The sequence below is a fragment of the Streptomyces griseomycini genome, from assembly GCF_014203535.1.
Classification (GTDB): domain Bacteria; phylum Actinomycetota; class Actinomycetes; order Streptomycetales; family Streptomycetaceae; genus Streptomyces; species Streptomyces griseomycini.
In genome coordinates, this window is the sequence record NZ_JACHJI010000022.1 from 32191 (window position 1) to 48883 (window position 16693).

The 16693-nt window shown below is 71.9% G+C and carries 17 protein-coding genes and 1 pseudogene; 13 read left to right on the top strand and 5 right to left on the bottom strand.

Going from position 1 to position 16693, the window contains the following annotated elements; all coding sequences use genetic code 11:
* Nucleotides 1-42 precede the first annotated feature (42 nt).
* Nucleotides 43-480, bottom strand: coding sequence for a hypothetical protein (locus FHS37_RS35310; RefSeq protein WP_003992141.1), 438 nt, complete (start codon nt 478-480; stop codon nt 43-45).
* 566 nt (nt 481-1046) lie between these two features.
* On the opposite strand from FHS37_RS35310, the gene hemL reads away from it, so the two are divergent.
* From hemL to FHS37_RS35355, 9 genes and pseudogenes are all read left to right on the top strand, one after another.
* Nucleotides 1047-2375 carry a glutamate-1-semialdehyde 2,1-aminomutase gene (gene hemL / locus FHS37_RS35315; RefSeq protein ID WP_184828866.1) on the top strand — a complete coding sequence of 443 codons (1329 nt, stop codon included), beginning with the start codon at nt 1047-1049 and terminating at the stop codon, nt 2373-2375.
* Between the two features lie 41 nt (nt 2376-2416).
* Nucleotides 2417-3064 carry a histidine phosphatase family protein gene (locus FHS37_RS35320; RefSeq protein ID WP_221500707.1) on the top strand — a complete coding sequence of 216 codons (648 nt, stop codon included), beginning with the start codon at nt 2417-2419 and terminating at the stop codon, nt 3062-3064.
* Nucleotides 3065-3265: 201 nt separating this feature from the next.
* On the top strand, nt 3266-4546 hold the full coding sequence (locus FHS37_RS35325; protein ID WP_184828936.1) for a polysaccharide deacetylase family protein: 1281 nt from the start codon (nt 3266-3268) through the stop codon (nt 4544-4546).
* A 66-nt stretch (nt 4547-4612) separates the two neighbouring features.
* A complete protein-coding gene (locus FHS37_RS35330) occupies nt 4613-5251 on the top strand; it encodes a TlpA family protein disulfide reductase (RefSeq protein ID WP_184828870.1) in 639 nt (212 codons plus the stop codon).
* Between the two features lies 1 nt (nt 5252).
* A complete protein-coding gene (locus tag FHS37_RS35335) occupies nt 5253-6026 on the top strand; it encodes a cytochrome c biogenesis CcdA family protein (RefSeq protein ID WP_184828872.1) in 774 nt (257 codons plus the stop codon).
* 4 nt (nt 6027-6030) lie between these two features.
* The gene (gene resB, locus FHS37_RS35340) at nt 6031-7773 is read left to right on the top strand and encodes a cytochrome c biogenesis protein ResB (protein WP_184828873.1); all 1743 of its coding nucleotides are present in this window, start codon (nt 6031-6033) and stop codon (nt 7771-7773) included.
* Complete coding sequence (ccsB, locus tag FHS37_RS35345) at nt 7770-8879, top strand: c-type cytochrome biogenesis protein CcsB (RefSeq protein ID WP_184828875.1); 1110 nt, start codon at nt 7770-7772, stop codon at nt 8877-8879. The genes resB and ccsB overlap by 4 nt, the downstream gene beginning before the upstream one ends.
* A 79-nt stretch (nt 8880-8958) precedes the next feature.
* Nucleotides 8959-9216, top strand: a pseudogene (locus FHS37_RS35350) (RNA polymerase sigma factor); the annotation flags it as partial.
* A 139-nt stretch (nt 9217-9355) separates the two neighbouring features.
* On the top strand, nt 9356-10120 hold the full coding sequence (locus FHS37_RS35355) for a CDP-alcohol phosphatidyltransferase family protein (RefSeq protein WP_184828877.1): 765 nt from the start codon (nt 9356-9358) through the stop codon (nt 10118-10120).
* Here FHS37_RS35355 and FHS37_RS35360 read toward each other — a convergent pair.
* The 3 genes from FHS37_RS35360 to FHS37_RS35370 form a co-directional block, all read right to left on the bottom strand.
* The gene (locus FHS37_RS35360; RefSeq protein WP_184828879.1) at nt 10059-10850 is read right to left on the bottom strand and encodes a MerR family transcriptional regulator; all 792 of its coding nucleotides are present in this window, start codon (nt 10848-10850) and stop codon (nt 10059-10061) included. The two genes, FHS37_RS35355 and FHS37_RS35360, sit on opposite strands and share 62 nt — an antisense overlap.
* 246 nt (nt 10851-11096) lie before the next feature.
* The gene (locus tag FHS37_RS35365; RefSeq protein ID WP_184828881.1) at nt 11097-11969 is read right to left on the bottom strand and encodes a TIGR04222 domain-containing membrane protein; all 873 of its coding nucleotides are present in this window, start codon (nt 11967-11969) and stop codon (nt 11097-11099) included.
* A gap of 171 nt (nt 11970-12140) precedes the next feature.
* Nucleotides 12141-12740, bottom strand: coding sequence for a TetR/AcrR family transcriptional regulator (locus tag FHS37_RS35370; protein WP_184828883.1), 600 nt, complete (start codon nt 12738-12740; stop codon nt 12141-12143).
* A gap of 101 nt (nt 12741-12841) precedes the next feature.
* On the opposite strand from FHS37_RS35370, the gene FHS37_RS35375 reads away from it, so the two are divergent.
* Together FHS37_RS35375 and FHS37_RS35380 are read left to right on the top strand one after the other, a co-directional pair.
* On the top strand, nt 12842-13630 hold the full coding sequence (locus FHS37_RS35375) for an LppU/SCO3897 family protein (RefSeq protein WP_184828885.1): 789 nt from the start codon (nt 12842-12844) through the stop codon (nt 13628-13630).
* 66 nt (nt 13631-13696) lie between these two features.
* Nucleotides 13697-13897: a hypothetical protein gene (locus tag FHS37_RS35380; RefSeq protein ID WP_184828887.1), complete on the top strand. Its 201-nt coding sequence runs from the start codon at nt 13697-13699 to the stop codon at nt 13895-13897.
* Nucleotides 13898-13907: 10 nt separating this feature from the next.
* Here the strand turns inward: FHS37_RS35380 and FHS37_RS35385 are convergent, their stop codons facing one another.
* A complete protein-coding gene (locus FHS37_RS35385) occupies nt 13908-14243 on the bottom strand; it encodes a PLD nuclease N-terminal domain-containing protein (protein WP_184828889.1) in 336 nt (111 codons plus the stop codon).
* A gap of 67 nt (nt 14244-14310) precedes the next feature.
* Here FHS37_RS35385 and FHS37_RS35390 point away from each other — a divergent pair, with 67 nt between their 5' ends.
* Together FHS37_RS35390 and mqnP are read left to right on the top strand one after the other, a co-directional pair.
* Nucleotides 14311-15762, top strand: a complete 1452-nt coding sequence (locus FHS37_RS35390; protein WP_184828891.1) for a menaquinone biosynthesis decarboxylase — start codon at nt 14311-14313, stop codon at nt 15760-15762.
* On the top strand, nt 15759-16664 hold the full coding sequence (gene mqnP, locus FHS37_RS35395; RefSeq protein ID WP_184828893.1) for a menaquinone biosynthesis prenyltransferase MqnP: 906 nt from the start codon (nt 15759-15761) through the stop codon (nt 16662-16664). The genes FHS37_RS35390 and mqnP overlap by 4 nt, the downstream gene beginning before the upstream one ends.
* The last annotated feature ends 29 nt before the right edge of the window (nt 16665-16693 follow it).

Below are 16693 nucleotides of genomic sequence, written 5' to 3' on the forward strand. Positions count from 1 at the left end.
GCGGGGCCCGAAGACCCCGCCCGACCCTCACGAAACCCCGGCTCAGGGCCACACCAGGCAATAGGCCTGATGCCCCGCCTCGTGCAGCCGGTGCGAGAAGTCCTGCCACTCGTGCAGCAGCTGGTACACGTTGAACGCGTCCCGCGGGCCGCCCCGGTCCGGGACCGTCGACCAGATGAACGCCGCCGCGCCCACCGCTTCCTCGCCGATGCCGCGCAGGGGGTCGACGACCGTCATGGGGAGCTTCACGACCGCGTAGTCGGGGTGCAGGACGACCAGCTCCAGGGGCGGGACCTTGTGCAGGGGGACGCCCTCGATGCCGGTGAGGACCATGGCGGCCATGGTCTCCGGCTTGATCTTGGTGAACATGCCGTTCATGCCGAGTTCGTCGCCGCCGAGTTCCTCGGGACGCATCGAGATCGGGACACGGGCCGCGGTGGCGCCGTCCGGCGCACCGAAGTACTTGTACGTCACCCCCACCCGACCACCATTCCTGCTCCCCGCCCTCAGCGGACCCGTCCGTCCGTCGATCCGCCGGTCGATCCGCTCGAGCTCGCTCGGTACACCGTGTGCCTGACGCGCCTCGTCCGTGTTTCCCGCGTCGTTCCCCGGGGTCTCCGCCTCGCGCCGGTGCCTTCCCCGCCGGGCACGTCGAGGACCCAGGTCGTCGGTCCCCTCGCCCAGTCCGCCACCGCGATGCATATCTCCACCCGACTGCTTTTCTAAGGCGCGCGGCCCCCGCCGCGCAACCCGATCATCGTGTCAGTGACCTCCCCCACGGCCGCCCGCCGAAACGTGCGGTGAAACATCTGCCCGCGGGAACATGGCAGCCTCCGGCCGTCCCGGGCCGTGTGAGCTGTGTGTATCAGACGCCAGTCTCGCAGATCATGGCGGATCGGGGGCCGGATACCGGGTACCGGGCGCCGGTACCGGCCGACCCGGCACCCCGGCCGTCCCGCCCGGCGCTGGCCTACCCTGAACACGTCACTCGCACCCGGAGTCCGGGAAACCCGAGAAGTCGGAGAAGGTCGGAGAAGTCGCAGGTCATGAGCGAACTGGCATATCCATACGAAGCACCGGCCTCACAGGCGCTGTTCGATCGTGCCGCGGCCGTCACGCCCGGTGGTGTGAACTCCCCGGTGCGCGCCTTCCGCGCCGTCGGCGGTACGCCCCGGTTCATGGTGTCGGGCAGCGGGCCGTACCTGACCGACGCCGACGGGCGGGAGTACGTCGACCTGGTGTGCTCCTGGGGGCCGATGATCCTCGGGCACGCGCACCCCGAGGTGATCGCCGCCGTGCAGGAGGCCGTCGCGCGCGGTACGTCCTTCGGCACGCCCGGTGAGGGCGAGGTCGCGCTCGCCGAGGAGATGGTCGCCCGGATCGAGCCGCTGGAGCAGGTGCGGCTCGTGTCCAGCGGGACCGAGGCCACCATGTCGGCGATCCGGCTGGCGCGCGGCTTCACGCAGCGCACCAAGGTGATCAAGTTCGCCGGCTGCTACCACGGCCACGTCGACTCGCTGCTCGCCTCCGCGGGCTCCGGTGTCGCCACGTTCGCGCTGCCCGACACCCCCGGTGTCACCGGCGCCCAGGCCGGCGACACCATCGTGCTGCCGTACAACGACCTCGACGCCGTGCACGCCGCCTTCGCCGCGCACCCCGGCGAGATCGCCTGCGTGATCACCGAGGCGTCGCCGGGCAACATGGGCGTCGTGCCGCCGCTGCCCGGGTTCAACCAGGGGCTGAAGGACGCGTGCGCCGCGAACGGCGCGCTGTACATCTCCGACGAGGTGATGACGGGGTTCCGCACCAGCCGCGCCGGCTGGTACGGCGTCGACGGCGTCCGCCCCGACCTCATGACCTTCGGCAAGGTGATGGGCGGCGGCTTCCCGGCCGCGGCCTTCGGCGGGCGGGCCGACGTCATGGCGCACCTCGCCCCCGCCGGGCCCGTCTACCAGGCCGGCACCCTCTCCGGGAACCCGGTCGCCACCGCCGCGGGCCTCGCCCAGCTGCGGCTGCTCGACGACGCCGCGTACGAGAAGGTGAACGCCGTCTCCGCGCAGATCCAGTCCCTCGTCACCGAGGCGCTGACCAAGGAGGGCGTGGCGCACACGCTGCAGAACGCCTCCAACATGTTCTCCGTCTTCTTCACCGACCGCCCGGTGCGCGACTACGAGGACGCCAAGGCGCAGGAGTCGTTCCGCTTCACCGCCTTCTTCCACTCCCTCCTCGCCGGCGGCGTCTACCTGCCGCCGTCCTCCTTCGAGTCCTGGTTCGTGTCCACCGCGCACGACGAGCGGGCCGTGCAGCGGATCGCCGACGCCCTGCCGGCGGCGGCCCGCGCGGCGGCCGAGGCGACGGGGGAGGCGACGGCGTGAGCACCCCGAAGAAGGACGACGACGTCACCGTCGTCCACCTCATGCGGCACGGCGAGGTCGAGAACCCGGACGGCGTCCTCTACGGCCGGCTGGCCGGCTACCACCTCTCCGAGCTGGGCCGGCGCATGGCCGACCGGGTCGCCGACCACCTCGCCCCCCGCGACATCACGTACGTCGTCGCCTCCCCGCTGGAGCGGGCGCAGGAGACGGCCGAGCCCATCGCCAAGGCGCAGGGCCTGGACATCGCCACCGACGAGCGGCTGATCGAGGCGGAGAACGTCTTCCAGGGCAAGACCTTCGGCATCGGTGACGGCGCGCTGCGCCGTCCGGCCAACTGGAAGCACGTCGTCAACCCGTTCAAGCCGTCCTGGGGCGAGCCGTACGTCGACCAGGTCGTCCGCATGATGGGCGCGCTGAACGCGGCCAAGGACGCGGCGCGCGGCCACGAGGCGGTGCTGGTCAGCCACCAGCTGCCGATCTGGATCGTGCGGTCCTACGTCGAGCGGCGGCGGCTGTGGCACGACCCGCGCCGGCGGCAGTGCACGCTCGCCTCGCTGACCACCTTCACCTACCGGGGCGACCGGATCGTCTCCGTCGGCTACAGCGAGCCGGCCCGCGACCTCGTCCCCGCCCACCTGCTCGCCGGCGCCAAGCCGGTGAAGGGGAAGGGCAAGGCCTTCGGGGCGTGACGGCCGTGGGCCCCGGCCGGCGGTGACGGCCGCGGGTCCCGGCTGACGGCCGCGGGTCCCGGCGGGGAGCGGTGCCGCGGGGCTTCGTTGCGAAACCTCCGCAATCGGCGGGAACCTCCCCCTCCGCCACGTCCTCTGAATGAGTGACCACCAGAGGACGTGACGAACGGGGATGCCATGCGCACTCTCTCCCGCAGGGGAATGCTCGGGCTCGGCGCGGGTGCCGCGGCCGCCGTCTCGCTGGCCGGCTGCGGCGGCCGCACAGACTCGGACGGCGCGACCCGCGCCGGCGGTTCCCGTCCCGGAGGGGGCGGCGGCCGGTCCGGGGAGCCGCGGCCCGAGCCGACGCGGACGGCCCGCCCGATCGGTGACGGCTCCACCTCCTACACCGGCGAGCAGCCCCACCAGCCCGCCCGCCCGGTGCCGCTGGAGCCGGGTCAGGAGCCCCCGCAGTTCGTCGTCTTCTCCTGGGACGGGGCCGGAGAGGTCGGCAACGGGCTCTTCCCGCGCTTCCTGGACCTCGCCGGGGAGCACGGCGCGCACATGACCTTCTTCCTCTCGGGCCTGTACCTGCTGCCCGAGTCGAAGAAGCGGCTCTACGACCCGCCGAACAACCCGCGCGGCGCCTCCGACATCGGCTACCTCACCGACGACCACATCAGGGACACCCTGAAGAACCTGCGCCGGGCCTGGCTCGAGGGGCACGAGATCGGCACCCACTTCAACGGCCACTTCTGCGCCGGCTCCGGCAGCGTCGGCAACTGGACGCCGCGGCAGTGGCGCAGCGAGATCGAGCAGGCGAAGTCGTTCGTGAAGGAGTGGCGGACCAACTCCGGCTGGACCGACCTGGAGCCGCTGCCCTTCGACTACGACAAGGAACTCGTCGGCGGCCGTACGCCCTGTCTGCTCGGCCAGGACGGCCTGCTCCCGACCGCCCGCGCGCTCGGCTGGCGCTACGACGCCTCCTCGCCGGGCGGGCGTCAGGTCTGGCCGGTGAAGAAACAGGGCATATGGGACCTTCCGCTCCAGCAGATACCTTTCCCCGGGCGCTCTTTCGAGGTCCTGTCGATGGACTACAACATCCTCGCCAACCAGTCGCTCAACTCGACCAACGCACCCGCCCACAACCACCCGCGCTGGCGGGAGCAGGCGACCCAGGCGTACATATCGGGATTCAGGCGGGCGTACGAGACGAACCGGGCGCCCTTCTTCGTCGGCAACCACTTCGAGCAGTGGAACGGCGGCATCTACATGGACGCCGTGGAGGAGGCGCTCAAGCACATCGCGCGCGAGAAGGAGAAGGGCGGCGACGTGCGCCTGGTCTCCTTCCGGCAGTTCGTCGACTGGCTGGACGTGCAGAAGCCGGAGGTGCTGGACAGGCTGCGCACACTGGACGTCGGCGAGGAACCGGCCGGTGGCTGGAAGGCCTTCACGAAGGACACCGGCGCCACCGCCGGGAAGGGCGCCCGCGACGCCGCCTGATATGCGGGTTTCCGCCCGCACGGGGGGTGCGCAAGATCCCCAGAACGGGCATGCGAAACTTTTCACATGAGTGCCGCCAGCCGCGCCCCCCAGCGCTCGAACCGCACCACCCGCGCCCTCCGCGTCCGTCGCCGCGCCGTCCTGGCCGCCGGCGCCGCCGCGGCCGCACTGCTCGTCTCCGCGTGCGGCTCCGGCGGCACGACCGGCGGGGGCGGCGACACCAACTTCGTCACCGGCACCGACGGCATCTCCACGGTCGCCAAGGGCGAGCGCGCCGCCGCGCCCGACCTGTCCGGCGAGACGCTCGAGGGCGAGCAGCTCGACGTCGCCGACTACCGGGGCAAGGTCGTCGTCCTCAACGTCTGGGGCTCCTGGTGCAACCCGTGCCGCGCGGAGGCCGAGCACTTCGCGAAGGTGTCGAAGGAGTACGCCGACCAGGGCGTGCAGTTCGTCGGCATCAACACCCGGGACACCAACACCCGCTCCGCCCTCGCGTTCGAGGAGGAGTTCGGCATCGACTACCCGAGCCTGTACGACCCGACGGGCAAGCTGATGCTCCGCTTCGAGAAGGGCACGCTCACCCCGCAGGCGATCCCCTCCACCCTGGTCCTGGACCGGGACGGGAGGATCGCCGCCCGCTCGCTGTCCGCGCTCAGCGAGGAACGGCTGCTGAAGATGCTCGAGCCGGTCGTCGCGGAGAAGTGACGTGACGGCCCTGCACACGCTCGCCGCCGGCACGGGCTACAACGACACCGTGCTCAACGGCGCCCTGCTGGTCGCCCTGCCCATCGCCCTGCTCGGCGGGCTCGTCTCCTTCTTCTCGCCCTGCGTGCTGCCGCTGGTCCCCGGCTACCTCTCCTACGTCACCGGCGTCTCCGGCACCGACCTGGCCGAGGCCCGGCGCGGCCGGATGGTCGCCGGCGCCTCGCTGTTCGTGCTCGGCTTCACCGTCGTGTTCGTCTCCGGCGGCGCCTTCTTCGGCTACTTCGGGCAGACGCTGCAGGAACAGTCGGGCGTCCTGTCCAAGGTGCTCGGCGTCTTCATGGTCCTCATGGGCGTCTTCTTCATGGGCCTGATGCCCTGGCTCACCCAGCGCGAGTTCCGCTTCCACAAGCGGCCGGCCACCGGACTGGTCGGCGCCCCCGTCCTCGGCGCCCTGTTCGGCATCGGCTGGACCCCCTGCATCGGCCCCACCCTCGCCTCCGTCCTCACCCTCTCCGCCCAGCAGGAGAGCGCCGGACGCGGCGCCGTGCTGACCGTCGCGTACTGTCTGGGACTGGGTGTGCCCTTCGTGCTCGCCGCCGTCGCCTTCCGCAAGGCGCTCGGTGCCTTCGGCTGGGTCAAGCGGCACTACGTCTGGGTGATGCGCATCGGCGGCACGATGATGATCGCGACCGGTGTGCTGCTGCTGACCGGCGCGTGGGACAGCCTCGTGGCGGAGATGCAGACCTGGTCCAACGGCTTCACTGTGGGGATCTGACGCGATGAGCAAGACGACAACCGACGAGACCCCCGGCGGCACCGACACCCGGGACCAGGACCAGGACCTCGGCGCCGCCGCCTCCCAGCTCTCCACCGCCCCCACGGAGGAGCCGCCGAACCTGCCCTCCCTGGGCGTCGTCGGCTGGGCCCGCTGGTTCTGGCGGCAGCTCACCTCCATGCGGGTCGCCCTGCTGCTGCTCCTGCTGCTGTCGCTCGGCGCGATCCCCGGCTCGCTCATCCCGCAGACCGGGATCGACGAGACGAAGGTCGCCGACTTCCGCGAGCAGCACGAGGTCCTCGCGCCGATCTACGACAAGCTCGGGCTCTTCGACGTCTACAGCTCGGTGTGGTTCTCGGCGATCTACATCCTGCTGTTCGTCTCCCTCATCGGCTGCATCGTGCCCCGCACCTGGCAGTTCGTGGGCCAGCTGCGCGGCCGCCCGCCGGGCGCCCCCCGGCGGCTGACCCGGCTGCCCGCCCACACCACCTGGCGCACCGGGGCCGCGCCCGAGCAGGTCCGCGAGGCCGCCCTCGCCCTGCTGCAGCGGCGCCGCTTCCGCGCCCACCTCGTCGGGGACGCCGTCGCCGCCGAGAAGGGCTACCTGCGCGAGGTCGGCAACCTGGTCTTCCACTTCTCGCTGATCGTGATGCTGGTCGCCTTCGCCTGGGGCCAGCTGTTCAAGTCCGAGGGCAACAAGCTGGTCGTCGAGGGCGACGGCTTCTCCAACACGCTCCCGCAGTACGACGACATCAAGTCCGGCAGCCTCTTCGACGCCGGTGACCTGGAGCCGTTCAGCTTCACCGTGAAGGACTTCAGGGGCACGTACGAGCGCACCGGCCCCAACAAGGGGACGCCGCGCACCTACGAGGTCGACCTCGCCTACAGCGAGGGCGCCTACGGCGAGGAGAAGAAGACCACCGTCAAGGTCAACGAGCCGCTGCAGGTCGGCGACGCCAAGGTCTACCTCACCAGCCACGGCTACGCGCCCGTCGTCACCGTCCGTGACGGCAAGGGGAAGGTCGTCTTCCAGGACGCCGTGCCGCTGCTGCCGCTCGACGCCAACGTCACCTCCTCCGGCGTGGTCAAGGTCCTCGACGGCTACCGCAACCCCGAGGGCGAGAAGGAGCAGCTCGGCTTCCAGGCCTTCTTCGTGCCCACCTTCGGCGGCTCCGCGACCGGCACGATGATCTCCCAGTTCCCGGCGCTGGACTACCCGGTGCTCGCGCTGAACGCCTACCACGGCGACCTGAAGGCGAACTCGGGCATCCCGCAGAGCGTGTACCAGATGGACAAGACCAAGATGAAGGAGTTCAAGGACGCCGACGGCGAGCTGTTCAAGAAGCTGCTCATGCCCGGCGAGACCATGAAGCTCCCGAACGGCGCCGGCTCGGTCACCTTCGAGAAGGACATCAAGGAGTGGGCCCAGTTCCAGGTCGTCCAGGAGCCGGGCGGCGGCTGGGCCCTGGGCGGTGCCGTCGCCGCGATCGGCGGCCTGGCCGCCTCCCTGTTCATCCAGCGCCGCCGCGTCTGGGTGCGCGCGGCCGCGGGCCCCGACGGCGTCACGGTCGTCGAGATGGCCGGCCTCGGCCGCAGCGAGTCCGCCAAGGTCCCCGAGGAACTCGGCGACCTCGCCGCGGTCCTCTACGACCGGGTCCCCGGCGCCCCCGACCCGGACGACGCCTCCCCGGACACCTCCGATTCCCCCGACCCTCAAGCCGCACCTGCCGAAGGGGCTGAGAAGTGACTCTCGCCGCCGCGACCAACGAGAGCCTGGCGGAGATGAGCAACGTGCTCATCTACTCCGCGATGGCCGTCTACACCCTGGCGTTCTTCGCGTACATCGCCGAATGGATCTTCGGCAGCCGCAGCAAGGTCGCCCGCACCGCCGCCGCCCTCACCCCCAAGACGCAGGCGAAGCAGGCACCGGCCGTCACCGTCAACAAGGCGGGCGGCACCGCCGTCCTGGAGCGGCCGAAGGTCGTGGTGCGGGCCGCGTCCGGATCGCGCGACGTGCCCGACGGGCCCGGGGCGCACGGCGGGGACGAGCAGGGCGACCTCTTCGGGCGGATCGCCGTCTCCCTCACCGTGCTCGCGTTCCTGCTGGCGTTCGGCGGGGTGCTCACCCGCGCGCTGTCCGTGGAGCGGGCGCCGTGGGGCAACATGTACGAGTTCAACATCACCTTCTCCACCACCGCGGTCGGCGTCTACCTGCTGCTGCTGGCGCTGAAGAAGAACGTGCGCTGGCTCGGGCTGTTCCTGACCACGACGGTCCTCCTCGACCTCGGTCTCGCCGTCACCGTCCTGTACACCGAGAGCGACCAGCTGGTCCCCGCGCTCGACTCGTACTGGCTGTACATCCACGTCTCCACGGCGATCCTGTGCGGCGCGGTGTTCTACGTCGGCGCGGTCGGCGCGGTCCTGTACCTCTTCAAGGACGCGTACGAGACCAAGCTCGCGGGCGGCGGCAGGCCCGGCACCTTCGCCACGTCCGTCCTGGAGCGGCTGCCCGCCGCCGCCTCGCTGGACAAGTTCGCCTACCGCGTCAACGCGGCCGTCTTCCCGCTGTGGACGTTCACGATCATCGCGGGCGCCATCTGGGCCGGCGACGCCTGGGGCCGCTACTGGGGCTGGGACCCCAAGGAGACCTGGTCCTTCATCACCTGGGTCGCCTACGCCGGCTACCTGCACGCCCGCGCCACCGCCGGCTGGAAGGGCCGCAAGGCCGCCTACCTGGCCCTGGCCGCCTTCGGCTGCTGGCTGTTCAACTACTACGGCGTCAACATCTTCGTCTCCGGCAAGCACTCCTACGCCGACGTCGGCCTGGGCGCGCTCCGGTCCGTCGGCTTCTGAGGAGCCCCGCACCGCCGAGGCCGGTTCCCGTGACGTGGGTCACGGGAACCGGCCTCCGTCGTCCGGACAGGCACAGGACGTGGACACGAATCCGCGGAGACGCATCCGCGCGGGGGACCACGACGCCTTCGGCGACCTCTTCGACGCGTACGCGCGCTCCGTCCACAACCATGCGTACCGGCTCACCGGCGACTGGGCGAGCGCCGAGGAGGTCGTCTCCCTGACCTTCCTGGACGCGTGGCGGCTGCGCGAGCGGCTCGACGAGGAGGGCGGCTCGCTGCGCCCCTGGCTGCTCGGCATCGCCACCAACGTCACCCGCAACACCCGCCGCGCCGCCCCGGACGCGAGGTGCTGGCGCTGTGCGTGTGGTCCGGGCCGGACTACGCCGCCGTGGCCCGCGTCGGGCCCGCCGCACCGGCTCTGTACCCTGGCCCGATCATCGTCGCGTGAGCGGCAGTCGGGCGGGGAGGGACGTCATGGGTGCTCCGGCACTGGAGGAGCTGCGGGAGGTCTGCCAGCCGCAGGCCAAGATGGAGAGCCGGAACGGGGAACACTGGGCCGGCCGTCTCTACATGCGCAGGATCTCGCTGCGCACCACCCGCCACCTGGTCCGCACCCCGATCACGCCGGACCAGCTGACCTGGACGATGGTGGTGTGCGGGGTGGCCTCGGGCGCCGCGCTGATGGTCCCGGGCCTGACCGGAGCCGTCCTCGCCGTGATCCTCATGCAGCTGTTCCTGCTCTTCGACTGCGTGGACGGCGAGGTCGCCCGCTGGAAGGGCCAGAACAGCGCGGCCGGCATCTACGTCGACCGGCTCGGCGCGTACCTCGCGGACGCCGCCCTCATGGCGGGCGCCGGTTACCGCGCCGCCGAGTCCGGCGCCGGCGGCTGGCTGTCGGTCGGCGTCGCCACCGCCCTCGGCGTCGTCCTGCTCAAGGCCTCGACCGACCTGGTGGACGTCGCCCGCGCCCGGCGCGGGCTGGCCGTCGCCGACGACGAGTCCACCCGCCCGCGCTCGCAGGGCGTGGCCACGGTGCGCCGGATCGCCGCCGCGTTCAAGATCCACCGCGTGACGAACGGCATCGAGGCGTCGCTGGTCCTCCTCGTCGCCGCGGTGGCGGACGCGGCGACGGGCGGCATCGAGCCGACCCGCTGGGCGCTGGGCGCGCTCGCCGTGATCACGTGGGTGATGGTCCCGGCCCACCTGCTGTCGATCCTGTCGTCGTCGCGGCTGCGGTGAACCGGTCCGGACGGCCGCCCAGGTAGCCGTGCAGGGCGCCCGCGCCCTCCAGCATCGCCCTCGTGCGCGCGGTGAGCCGCTTGCCCCGCGCGTCGATCGCCGCGCGCAGCGCCTCGCTGCCGCCCTCCCGCCGCAGCCCCTCCAGCACCGGACGGATCTGGTCGAAGAGGTAGTGGCTGCGGCGCAGGGTGTGGACGAGGCGGGCGTCGCGCACGTCGGACGGGGCGAACACGCGGTACCCGGTGCCGCGTTCGCGCGACGGCACCAGCAGCCCGGCCGCCTCCCACACCCGCAGCGCGGACGTCCGCACGCCGAGCAGCGCGGCGACCTCGCCGATGCGCAGGCCGCCGGTGCGGGGCAGCGGCCCGGGCTCCTCCCCGGCGAGCACCTCCAGCGCCTCGTCCGCGGCGCGCAACGCGATCCGCTCCTCGTGCAGCGCGGCGTGCGCGGCGTCGACGAGCGCGAGGGCCCCGGGCACGTCCCCGTCGTGGACGGCCCGCATCACCGGCGTCGCCGTCGCCGGCCCGTACCCCTTGAGCAGCGCCCGGTAGGCCAGCAGCGCCTGCCGGTGCACCTCGCCGAAGACGCGGTAGCCGGACGGGGTGCGCGCGGCGGGCGGCAGGACACCGCTCTCCTCGTAGTTGCGGATCTGCTGCGTCGAGATCCCGGCCAGCCGGGCCAGGTCGACGGAACGGAGACGGCGGTCGGGGGAGGCGTCGTTCTTCGGCATCGCCGCGCAGCCTATGCACGGCGCTCCGGCACCGCGCAGTCGGCTGGGCCGCGGCGGTGACGGGCGGGCCGGCTCTCCCGCGTGTGACCGCGCCGCCGCTCCCCGACGCCGGCCGGGTCCCGGCACGGCCCGGAGGACGCCCCGCAGCCGGCCCCGTGGCCGGTCGGCCTCCTCCGCCTTGCGGGGCGCGGTACCGTACCCCGCTCCCTGGTCCGGCCTGACCCGGACGGAAGACCCGGGCGGCACTCACTGGCCCCCGCTCCCGCAGCCGCCCCCGCCCCCGCCGCAGCCGCCGCCGTACGTGCCGCTCCCGAGGCCGGAGCCGACCCAGTCGGGCCGTTCCCCGGCCCGCCAGGTCTCCGCGTCGGCCAGGGCCCGCAGTCCGGGATCCCGGGCGGCGGCCGGACCGTCGAGGGCGACGGCACCGACGGGCGTGACGGCGAGGGCGGCCAGGGCGTTCGCCGGCCGGGAGGAGGCCGGGCGGTCGCGTTCGTCGCGCAGGACGTCGAGCGCGATCCGTACGCGGTGCGGCACCCGTTCCCGCGTCGGCCTGATCAGCGCGGCGGACGCGGCCGCGAGGGCGGACAGCGCCGGGCCGGCCCACCAGAGCCGCGGGGTGCCGGCGACGAGTTCGTACACGGCCAGTGCCGGTGCGAGGGCGGCCGCGCACCACAACAGCCGGCGCGCGCGGTACTGCGCGCGCAGCAGGGCGGGGTCGACCAACAGGCCCTCCGCCCGCAGGCGTTCGCCGACGGCCCGTACGGCACCGCTCCCGGCGACCTCGGCGACCAGCTTCCCGGCCCGCTCGCTGCGGGAGACGCCCGCCGCCCTGACGACGGCCGCCTCGATGCCGTCGGCCGGGAACACGCCGTGCAGGACCACCCGGTCGCCGCCCTCCGTGACGGACACCCGGCCCTGCCCCCTCATCCGCGCCAGCACCGTGGTCACGACCCGCCGCCGTCCGCCGGCCAGGAAGGCGAGTTCCTCGACGGAGAGGTCCTCGCGGACGGTGACGTCCGCCCTCAGTGCCACCGCGACCCTCACGGCGACGACGAGCCGGTGCGCGACCGCCCCGGCGGTCACCGTCAGCGCAGCGAGACAGCCCCCTTCGCACACCATGCCGTTCCCCCGTGTCTCCCGTTCCCGCGAGGGAGTTGTCCCCGCCTCGGCAGATCGACAAGCCTTGCGCACACCCTCACTCGCACGGGTGGACATCACCGGCAGAAGCGGCGCTCCTTCACCGCGCCGACGGCCGAAGAGGTCTCCGGGGAAGGGTGAACCACGGGTCCGCTACTGCGGATCCGCGCTGAGCGAGCGCCAGATGCGGTCCGGCAGGATCCTCGCCGCCTCCTCCAGGTCGACGTCGCCGAACGTCAGCCAGCGGCGGGTCGTGCCGACGACCGGGCCCAGGACCAGGGACTCGATCAGCGGGAGGGGGAGGGGAGCGACCTCGCCCCTCTCCACGTGGTGGCGGACCCATTCGGTCAGCGGGGTGAGCCGTGCCTCCTGGGCGTCGCGGAGCCGTGCGGCCTGCGTCATGCCGAGGCGGTCCGCGCGGGACGAGTGCAGCAGCATGCTGACCTCGGGGTGCTCCCGCACGAAGCGGAGGTACGCGCGCACCAGCGAGCGGACGCCCGTCCGGGCGGTCCGGGTGGACTGCAGGGCCGTGACCAACTCGCCCAGCAGCCGCTCCAGCCAGCGCAGCAGCAGCGCGTCGACGAGGCCGTCGATGCTGCCGAAGTGGTGGTAGAGGCTGCCCAGGCTGACCCCGCTGGCCTTCGTGACGGCGTTGACCGTCAGGCCCTGCTCACCCTCCTCGGAGTAGACGCGCAGCGCCGCGTCCAGGAGCAGTTCGACGGTGGCCTCGCCGCGTTGTTGCTTCGGGGTCATGGGCAGACCGTCCTCGCTGTCGTACTCAACACATGAGTTTCTAGAGTTAGTTTCTAGAAAACTACTCCAGTTGACCGGCCGCACGGAGCACACTGTGCCCCATGCCTGGATCAGGGAACCGAGACCTGCCGGAGATCCCCCTCACCCTCACCCCGCAGGAGGCCGCCGAGGGCGCGGTCGTCACCGTGCCGTCGGCCGGCGGTGACCTGCGGGTCGCCGTGCCGCCCGTGAGGGACGGCGACCGCGTGCGGGTGCGGGTCTCCGGTCACGACGTGATGGTACGCATCCGGGTCGCCGGCCCGGCCCCGGCCGTGCGGTCCGGACCGGCGCGCGGCGAGCGCGCCGCCGGCTGCGTGGCGGCGGTCGCGGTCGCCGCGCTGCTCGGGTTCGTCGGCTTCCTCCTCAACGCCGCCGCCCAGGGGCCGGACGACTCCTCCGACGCGGCCGGCTCCGCCCCCGCCGTCAGCTCGTCACCGGACCCGTACGAGGACGGGTACGGCACCGAGAGCGACGACCCGTACGAGGACGGGTACGGCACCGAGAGCGACGACCCGTACGACGACGGGTACGACAGCGAGAACGACGACCCGTACGGCACCGAGGCCGAGTCGCCCGAGCCGCCCGACCCGTACACCTCCGGCACCTGTCTCAACGGGGACCTCCCCGACTCCGGGACCGCCCAGTCGGTGAGCGGCGTCGACGAGGTCTCCTGCTCGGCGCCCGACGCGCACTACAAGGTCATCCAGACCTTTCCCATGACCTCGGACCTGAACAGCTGCAACGCCAACCCCCGTACGGAGTACGCCTTTTCCTCCCGTTACACCCTCAACGGCACGACCGTCAACGAGTACGTGTACTGCCTCGTCGGGCTCGGGTCGTACGCGCGGTGAGCGAGGTGCGCAACTAGAATGACTTTCTAGAAATCTCTTTCACGGCCGTGCTCTCATGGTCCACACTTGAGCCCACGTCCGGACCCGGTTCCGTCCGTGCGGCCTCGGGGGGAGCGCACGGCCGCGGGTCCGGACGAGAACGCCGAGAGCGACACCTGCCTGGCGGCCCACTGCGGCAACGCCCCCTACGACGGTTCCTGCACCGGGTCCGGCGGCACGATCGAGAAGTGCGACGGCTCCGCCGCACAGCGCTGGACGCGCGGGTGACGGAGCCCGCTCAGTCGCTCCTGGGGTCCTCGTCCGCGTCCCTGTCCTTCTCGCGGGGCCTGTCCTCGTCCAGCGACTTCAGGAACTCGGGGTTGTCGTCGGGGGCCACCCACCGCTGCCGGCCACCGCCCCGGCTCCAGGCGGACCCGACGGCGCCGCCCGCGGGGTGCCGCTTCTTGCCGGCGATGATCCACGAGATCGAGCCGACCAGCGGGAACAGCAGCACGAGGATCGCCCACAGCGGCTTGGGCATGTGACGGATGTCCTCGTCCTTCGTGCTGATGCAGTCGATGAACGCGTAGACGCTCAGCGCCAGTGGCACGAGAAACATCAGCACCCGCAGCATGGGGCCTCTCCAGCGAAAGCGGTGGGCGGTACAGGGCCAGGGTAACCGCTCGGGGATACTTGACCCCATGGCTTACGACGATCTTCGCTCCCTGCTCAGGGCGCTGGAGCGCGAGGGTGACCTCAAGCGCATCAAGGCCGAGGTCGACCCGCACCTGGAGGTCGGTGAGATCGTCGACCGGGTGCAGAAGGCCGGCGGCCCCGCACTGCTCTTCGAGAACGTGCGCGGCTCGAGCATGCCCCTCGCGATGAACGTGTACGGCACCGACCGCCGCCTGTTGAAGGCCCTCGGCCTGAAGTCGTACGGCGAGATCAGCGAGAAGATCGGCGGCCTGCTCCGGCCCGAGCTGCCGCACGGCTTCGTCGGCGTGCGCGAGGCCTTCGGCAAGCTCGGCGCGATGACGCACGTACCGCCGAAGAAGGTGAAGGACGGCCCCGTGCAGGAGGTCGTCCTGCACGGCGACGACGTGGACCTCGAACGGCTCCCGGCCCTGTTCACCTGGCCCAAGGACGGCGGCTCCTTCTTCAACCTGGGCCTGACCCACACCAAGGACCCCGAGACGGGCGTCCGCAACCTCGGTCTGTACCGCCTCCAGCGGCACGACAAGCGCACCATCGGCATGCACTGGCAGATCCACAAGGACAGCCGCAACCACTACCAGGTGGCGGCCCGGCGCGGCGAGCGGCTGCCGGTCGCCATCGCCTTCGGCTGCCCGCCGGCCGTGACGTACGCCTCCACCGCCCCGCTCCCCGGCGACATCGACGAGTACCTCTTCGCCGGGTTCCTGCAGGGCAAGCGGATCGAGATGGTCGACTGCAAGACGGTCCCGCTCCAGGTCCCGGCCCACGCGGAGGTCGTCCTGGAGGGCTGGCTGGAGCCGGGCGAGATGCTGCCCGAGGGTCCCTTCGGCGACCACACCGGCTTCTACACCCCGCAGGAGCCGTTCCCCGCCCTGAAGATCGACTGCGTGACGATGCGGAAGCGCCCGCTGCTCCAGTCGATCGTGGTCGGGCGTCCACCGACGGAGGACGGGCCGCTGGGACGGGCGACGGAGCGCTTCTTCCTCCCCCTGCTGAAGATCATCGTCCCGGACATCGTGGACTACCACCTCCCCGAGGCCGGCGGCTTCCACAACTGCGCGATCGTCTCGATCGACAAGAAGTACCCCAAGCACGCGCAGAAGGTCATGCACGCCATCTGGGGTGCCCACATGATGTCGCTGACCAAGCTGATCGTGGTCGTCGACTCCGACTGCGACGTGCACGACCTGCACGAGGTCGCCTGGCGGGCCCTCGGCAACACCGACTACGCCCGTGACCTCACCGTCGTCGAGGGTCCCGTCGACCACCTCGACCACTCCTCCTACCAGCAGTTCTGGGGCGGCAAGGCGGGCATCGACGCGACGAAGAAGTGGCCCGAGGAGGGGTACACGCGCGACGGCGGCTGGCCCGACATGGTCGAGTCCGACCCGGAGACGGCCGCGAAGGTCGACCGCCGCTGGAAGGAGTACGGACTGTGACGTCGGCCTCCGCCGCGCTGCCGCGGCAACCGGGGCGCACGAAAGCCTTCCTGCGCCTGGTGATGATCGAGCACTCGGTCTTCGCCCTCCCCTTCGCCTACATCGCCGCCCTCACCGCGATGCACGAGTGGGACAGGAACATCCACTGGGGCAAGCTGCTGCTGGTCACGCTGGCGATGGTCGGCCTGCGCACCTTCGCGATGGCCGCCAACCGGATCATCGACCGCGAGATCGACGCCCGCAACCCGCGCACCGCCCACCGCGAACTGGTCACCGGCGCGGTGTCGGTCAAGCACGCCTGGACCGGGGCGCTCATCGCCCTCGTCGTCTTCCTCGGCGCGGCGGCCCTGCTCAACCCGCTCTGCCTGGCCCTCGCCCCCGTCGCCGTGATCCCGATGGTGGTGTACCCGTACGGCAAGCGGTTCACGAACTTCCCGCAGGCCATCCTCGGTCTCGCCCAGGCCATGGGTCCGGTCGGCGGCTGGCTGGCGATCACCGGCGCCTGGTCCTGGGACGCGGTGGTGCTCGGCCTGGCGGTCGGCGTCTGGATCGGCGGCTTCGACCTGATCTACGCCTGCCAGGACGTCGACACCGACCGCGAGATCGGCGTGCGCTCGGTTCCGGCCCGCTTCGGCGTCCCGGCCGCGATCTGGGGCGCCCGCGCCTGTCACACCGTGACGACGGCCCTGTTCGTCTGGTACGCGGTCCTCACCGACGCCGGCGCGTTCTTCTGGCTGGGCCTGCTGATCGTCGCCGCCGCCTTCGTCTACGAGCACAGCATCGTCCGCCCGCACGACCTGACCCGGGTGAACCGGGCCTTCTTCAGCGTCAACGGCTTCATCGGCATCGCGCTGTTCGTGTGCGCGCTGCTGGACCTGCTGGTGCGGGGCCTGACGGTGTGAGGAGTGACGGCGCAGGGCGGCGGCGCGCG

What these genes read in the sequence shown, in the direction of transcription:
- hemL (WP_184828866.1), top strand. Translation starts at nt 1,047, where the DNA reads ATGAGCGAACTGGCATATCCATACGAAGCACCGGCCTCACAGGCGCTG.
- FHS37_RS35320 (WP_221500707.1), top strand. Translation starts at nt 2,417, where the DNA reads ATGCGGCACGGCGAGGTCGAGAACCCGGACGGCGTCCTCTACGGCCGG.
- FHS37_RS35325 (WP_184828936.1), top strand. Translation starts at nt 3,266, where the DNA reads ATGCTCGGGCTCGGCGCGGGTGCCGCGGCCGCCGTCTCGCTGGCCGGC.
- FHS37_RS35330 (WP_184828870.1), top strand. Translation starts at nt 4,613, where the DNA reads ATGAGTGCCGCCAGCCGCGCCCCCCAGCGCTCGAACCGCACCACCCGC.
- resB (WP_184828873.1), top strand. Translation starts at nt 6,031, where the DNA reads ATGAGCAAGACGACAACCGACGAGACCCCCGGCGGCACCGACACCCGG.
- FHS37_RS35355 (WP_184828877.1), top strand. Translation starts at nt 9,356, where the DNA reads ATGGGTGCTCCGGCACTGGAGGAGCTGCGGGAGGTCTGCCAGCCGCAG.
- FHS37_RS35360 (WP_184828879.1), bottom strand. Translation starts at nt 10,850, where the DNA reads ATGCCGAAGAACGACGCCTCCCCCGACCGCCGTCTCCGTTCCGTCGAC.
- FHS37_RS35365 (WP_184828881.1), bottom strand. Translation starts at nt 11,969, where the DNA reads ATGGTGTGCGAAGGGGGCTGTCTCGCTGCGCTGACGGTGACCGCCGGG.
- FHS37_RS35370 (WP_184828883.1), bottom strand. Translation starts at nt 12,740, where the DNA reads ATGACCCCGAAGCAACAACGCGGCGAGGCCACCGTCGAACTGCTCCTG.
- FHS37_RS35375 (WP_184828885.1), top strand. Translation starts at nt 12,842, where the DNA reads ATGCCTGGATCAGGGAACCGAGACCTGCCGGAGATCCCCCTCACCCTC.
- FHS37_RS35385 (WP_184828889.1), bottom strand. Translation starts at nt 14,243, where the DNA reads ATGCTGCGGGTGCTGATGTTTCTCGTGCCACTGGCGCTGAGCGTCTAC.
- FHS37_RS35390 (WP_184828891.1), top strand. Translation starts at nt 14,311, where the DNA reads ATGGCTTACGACGATCTTCGCTCCCTGCTCAGGGCGCTGGAGCGCGAG.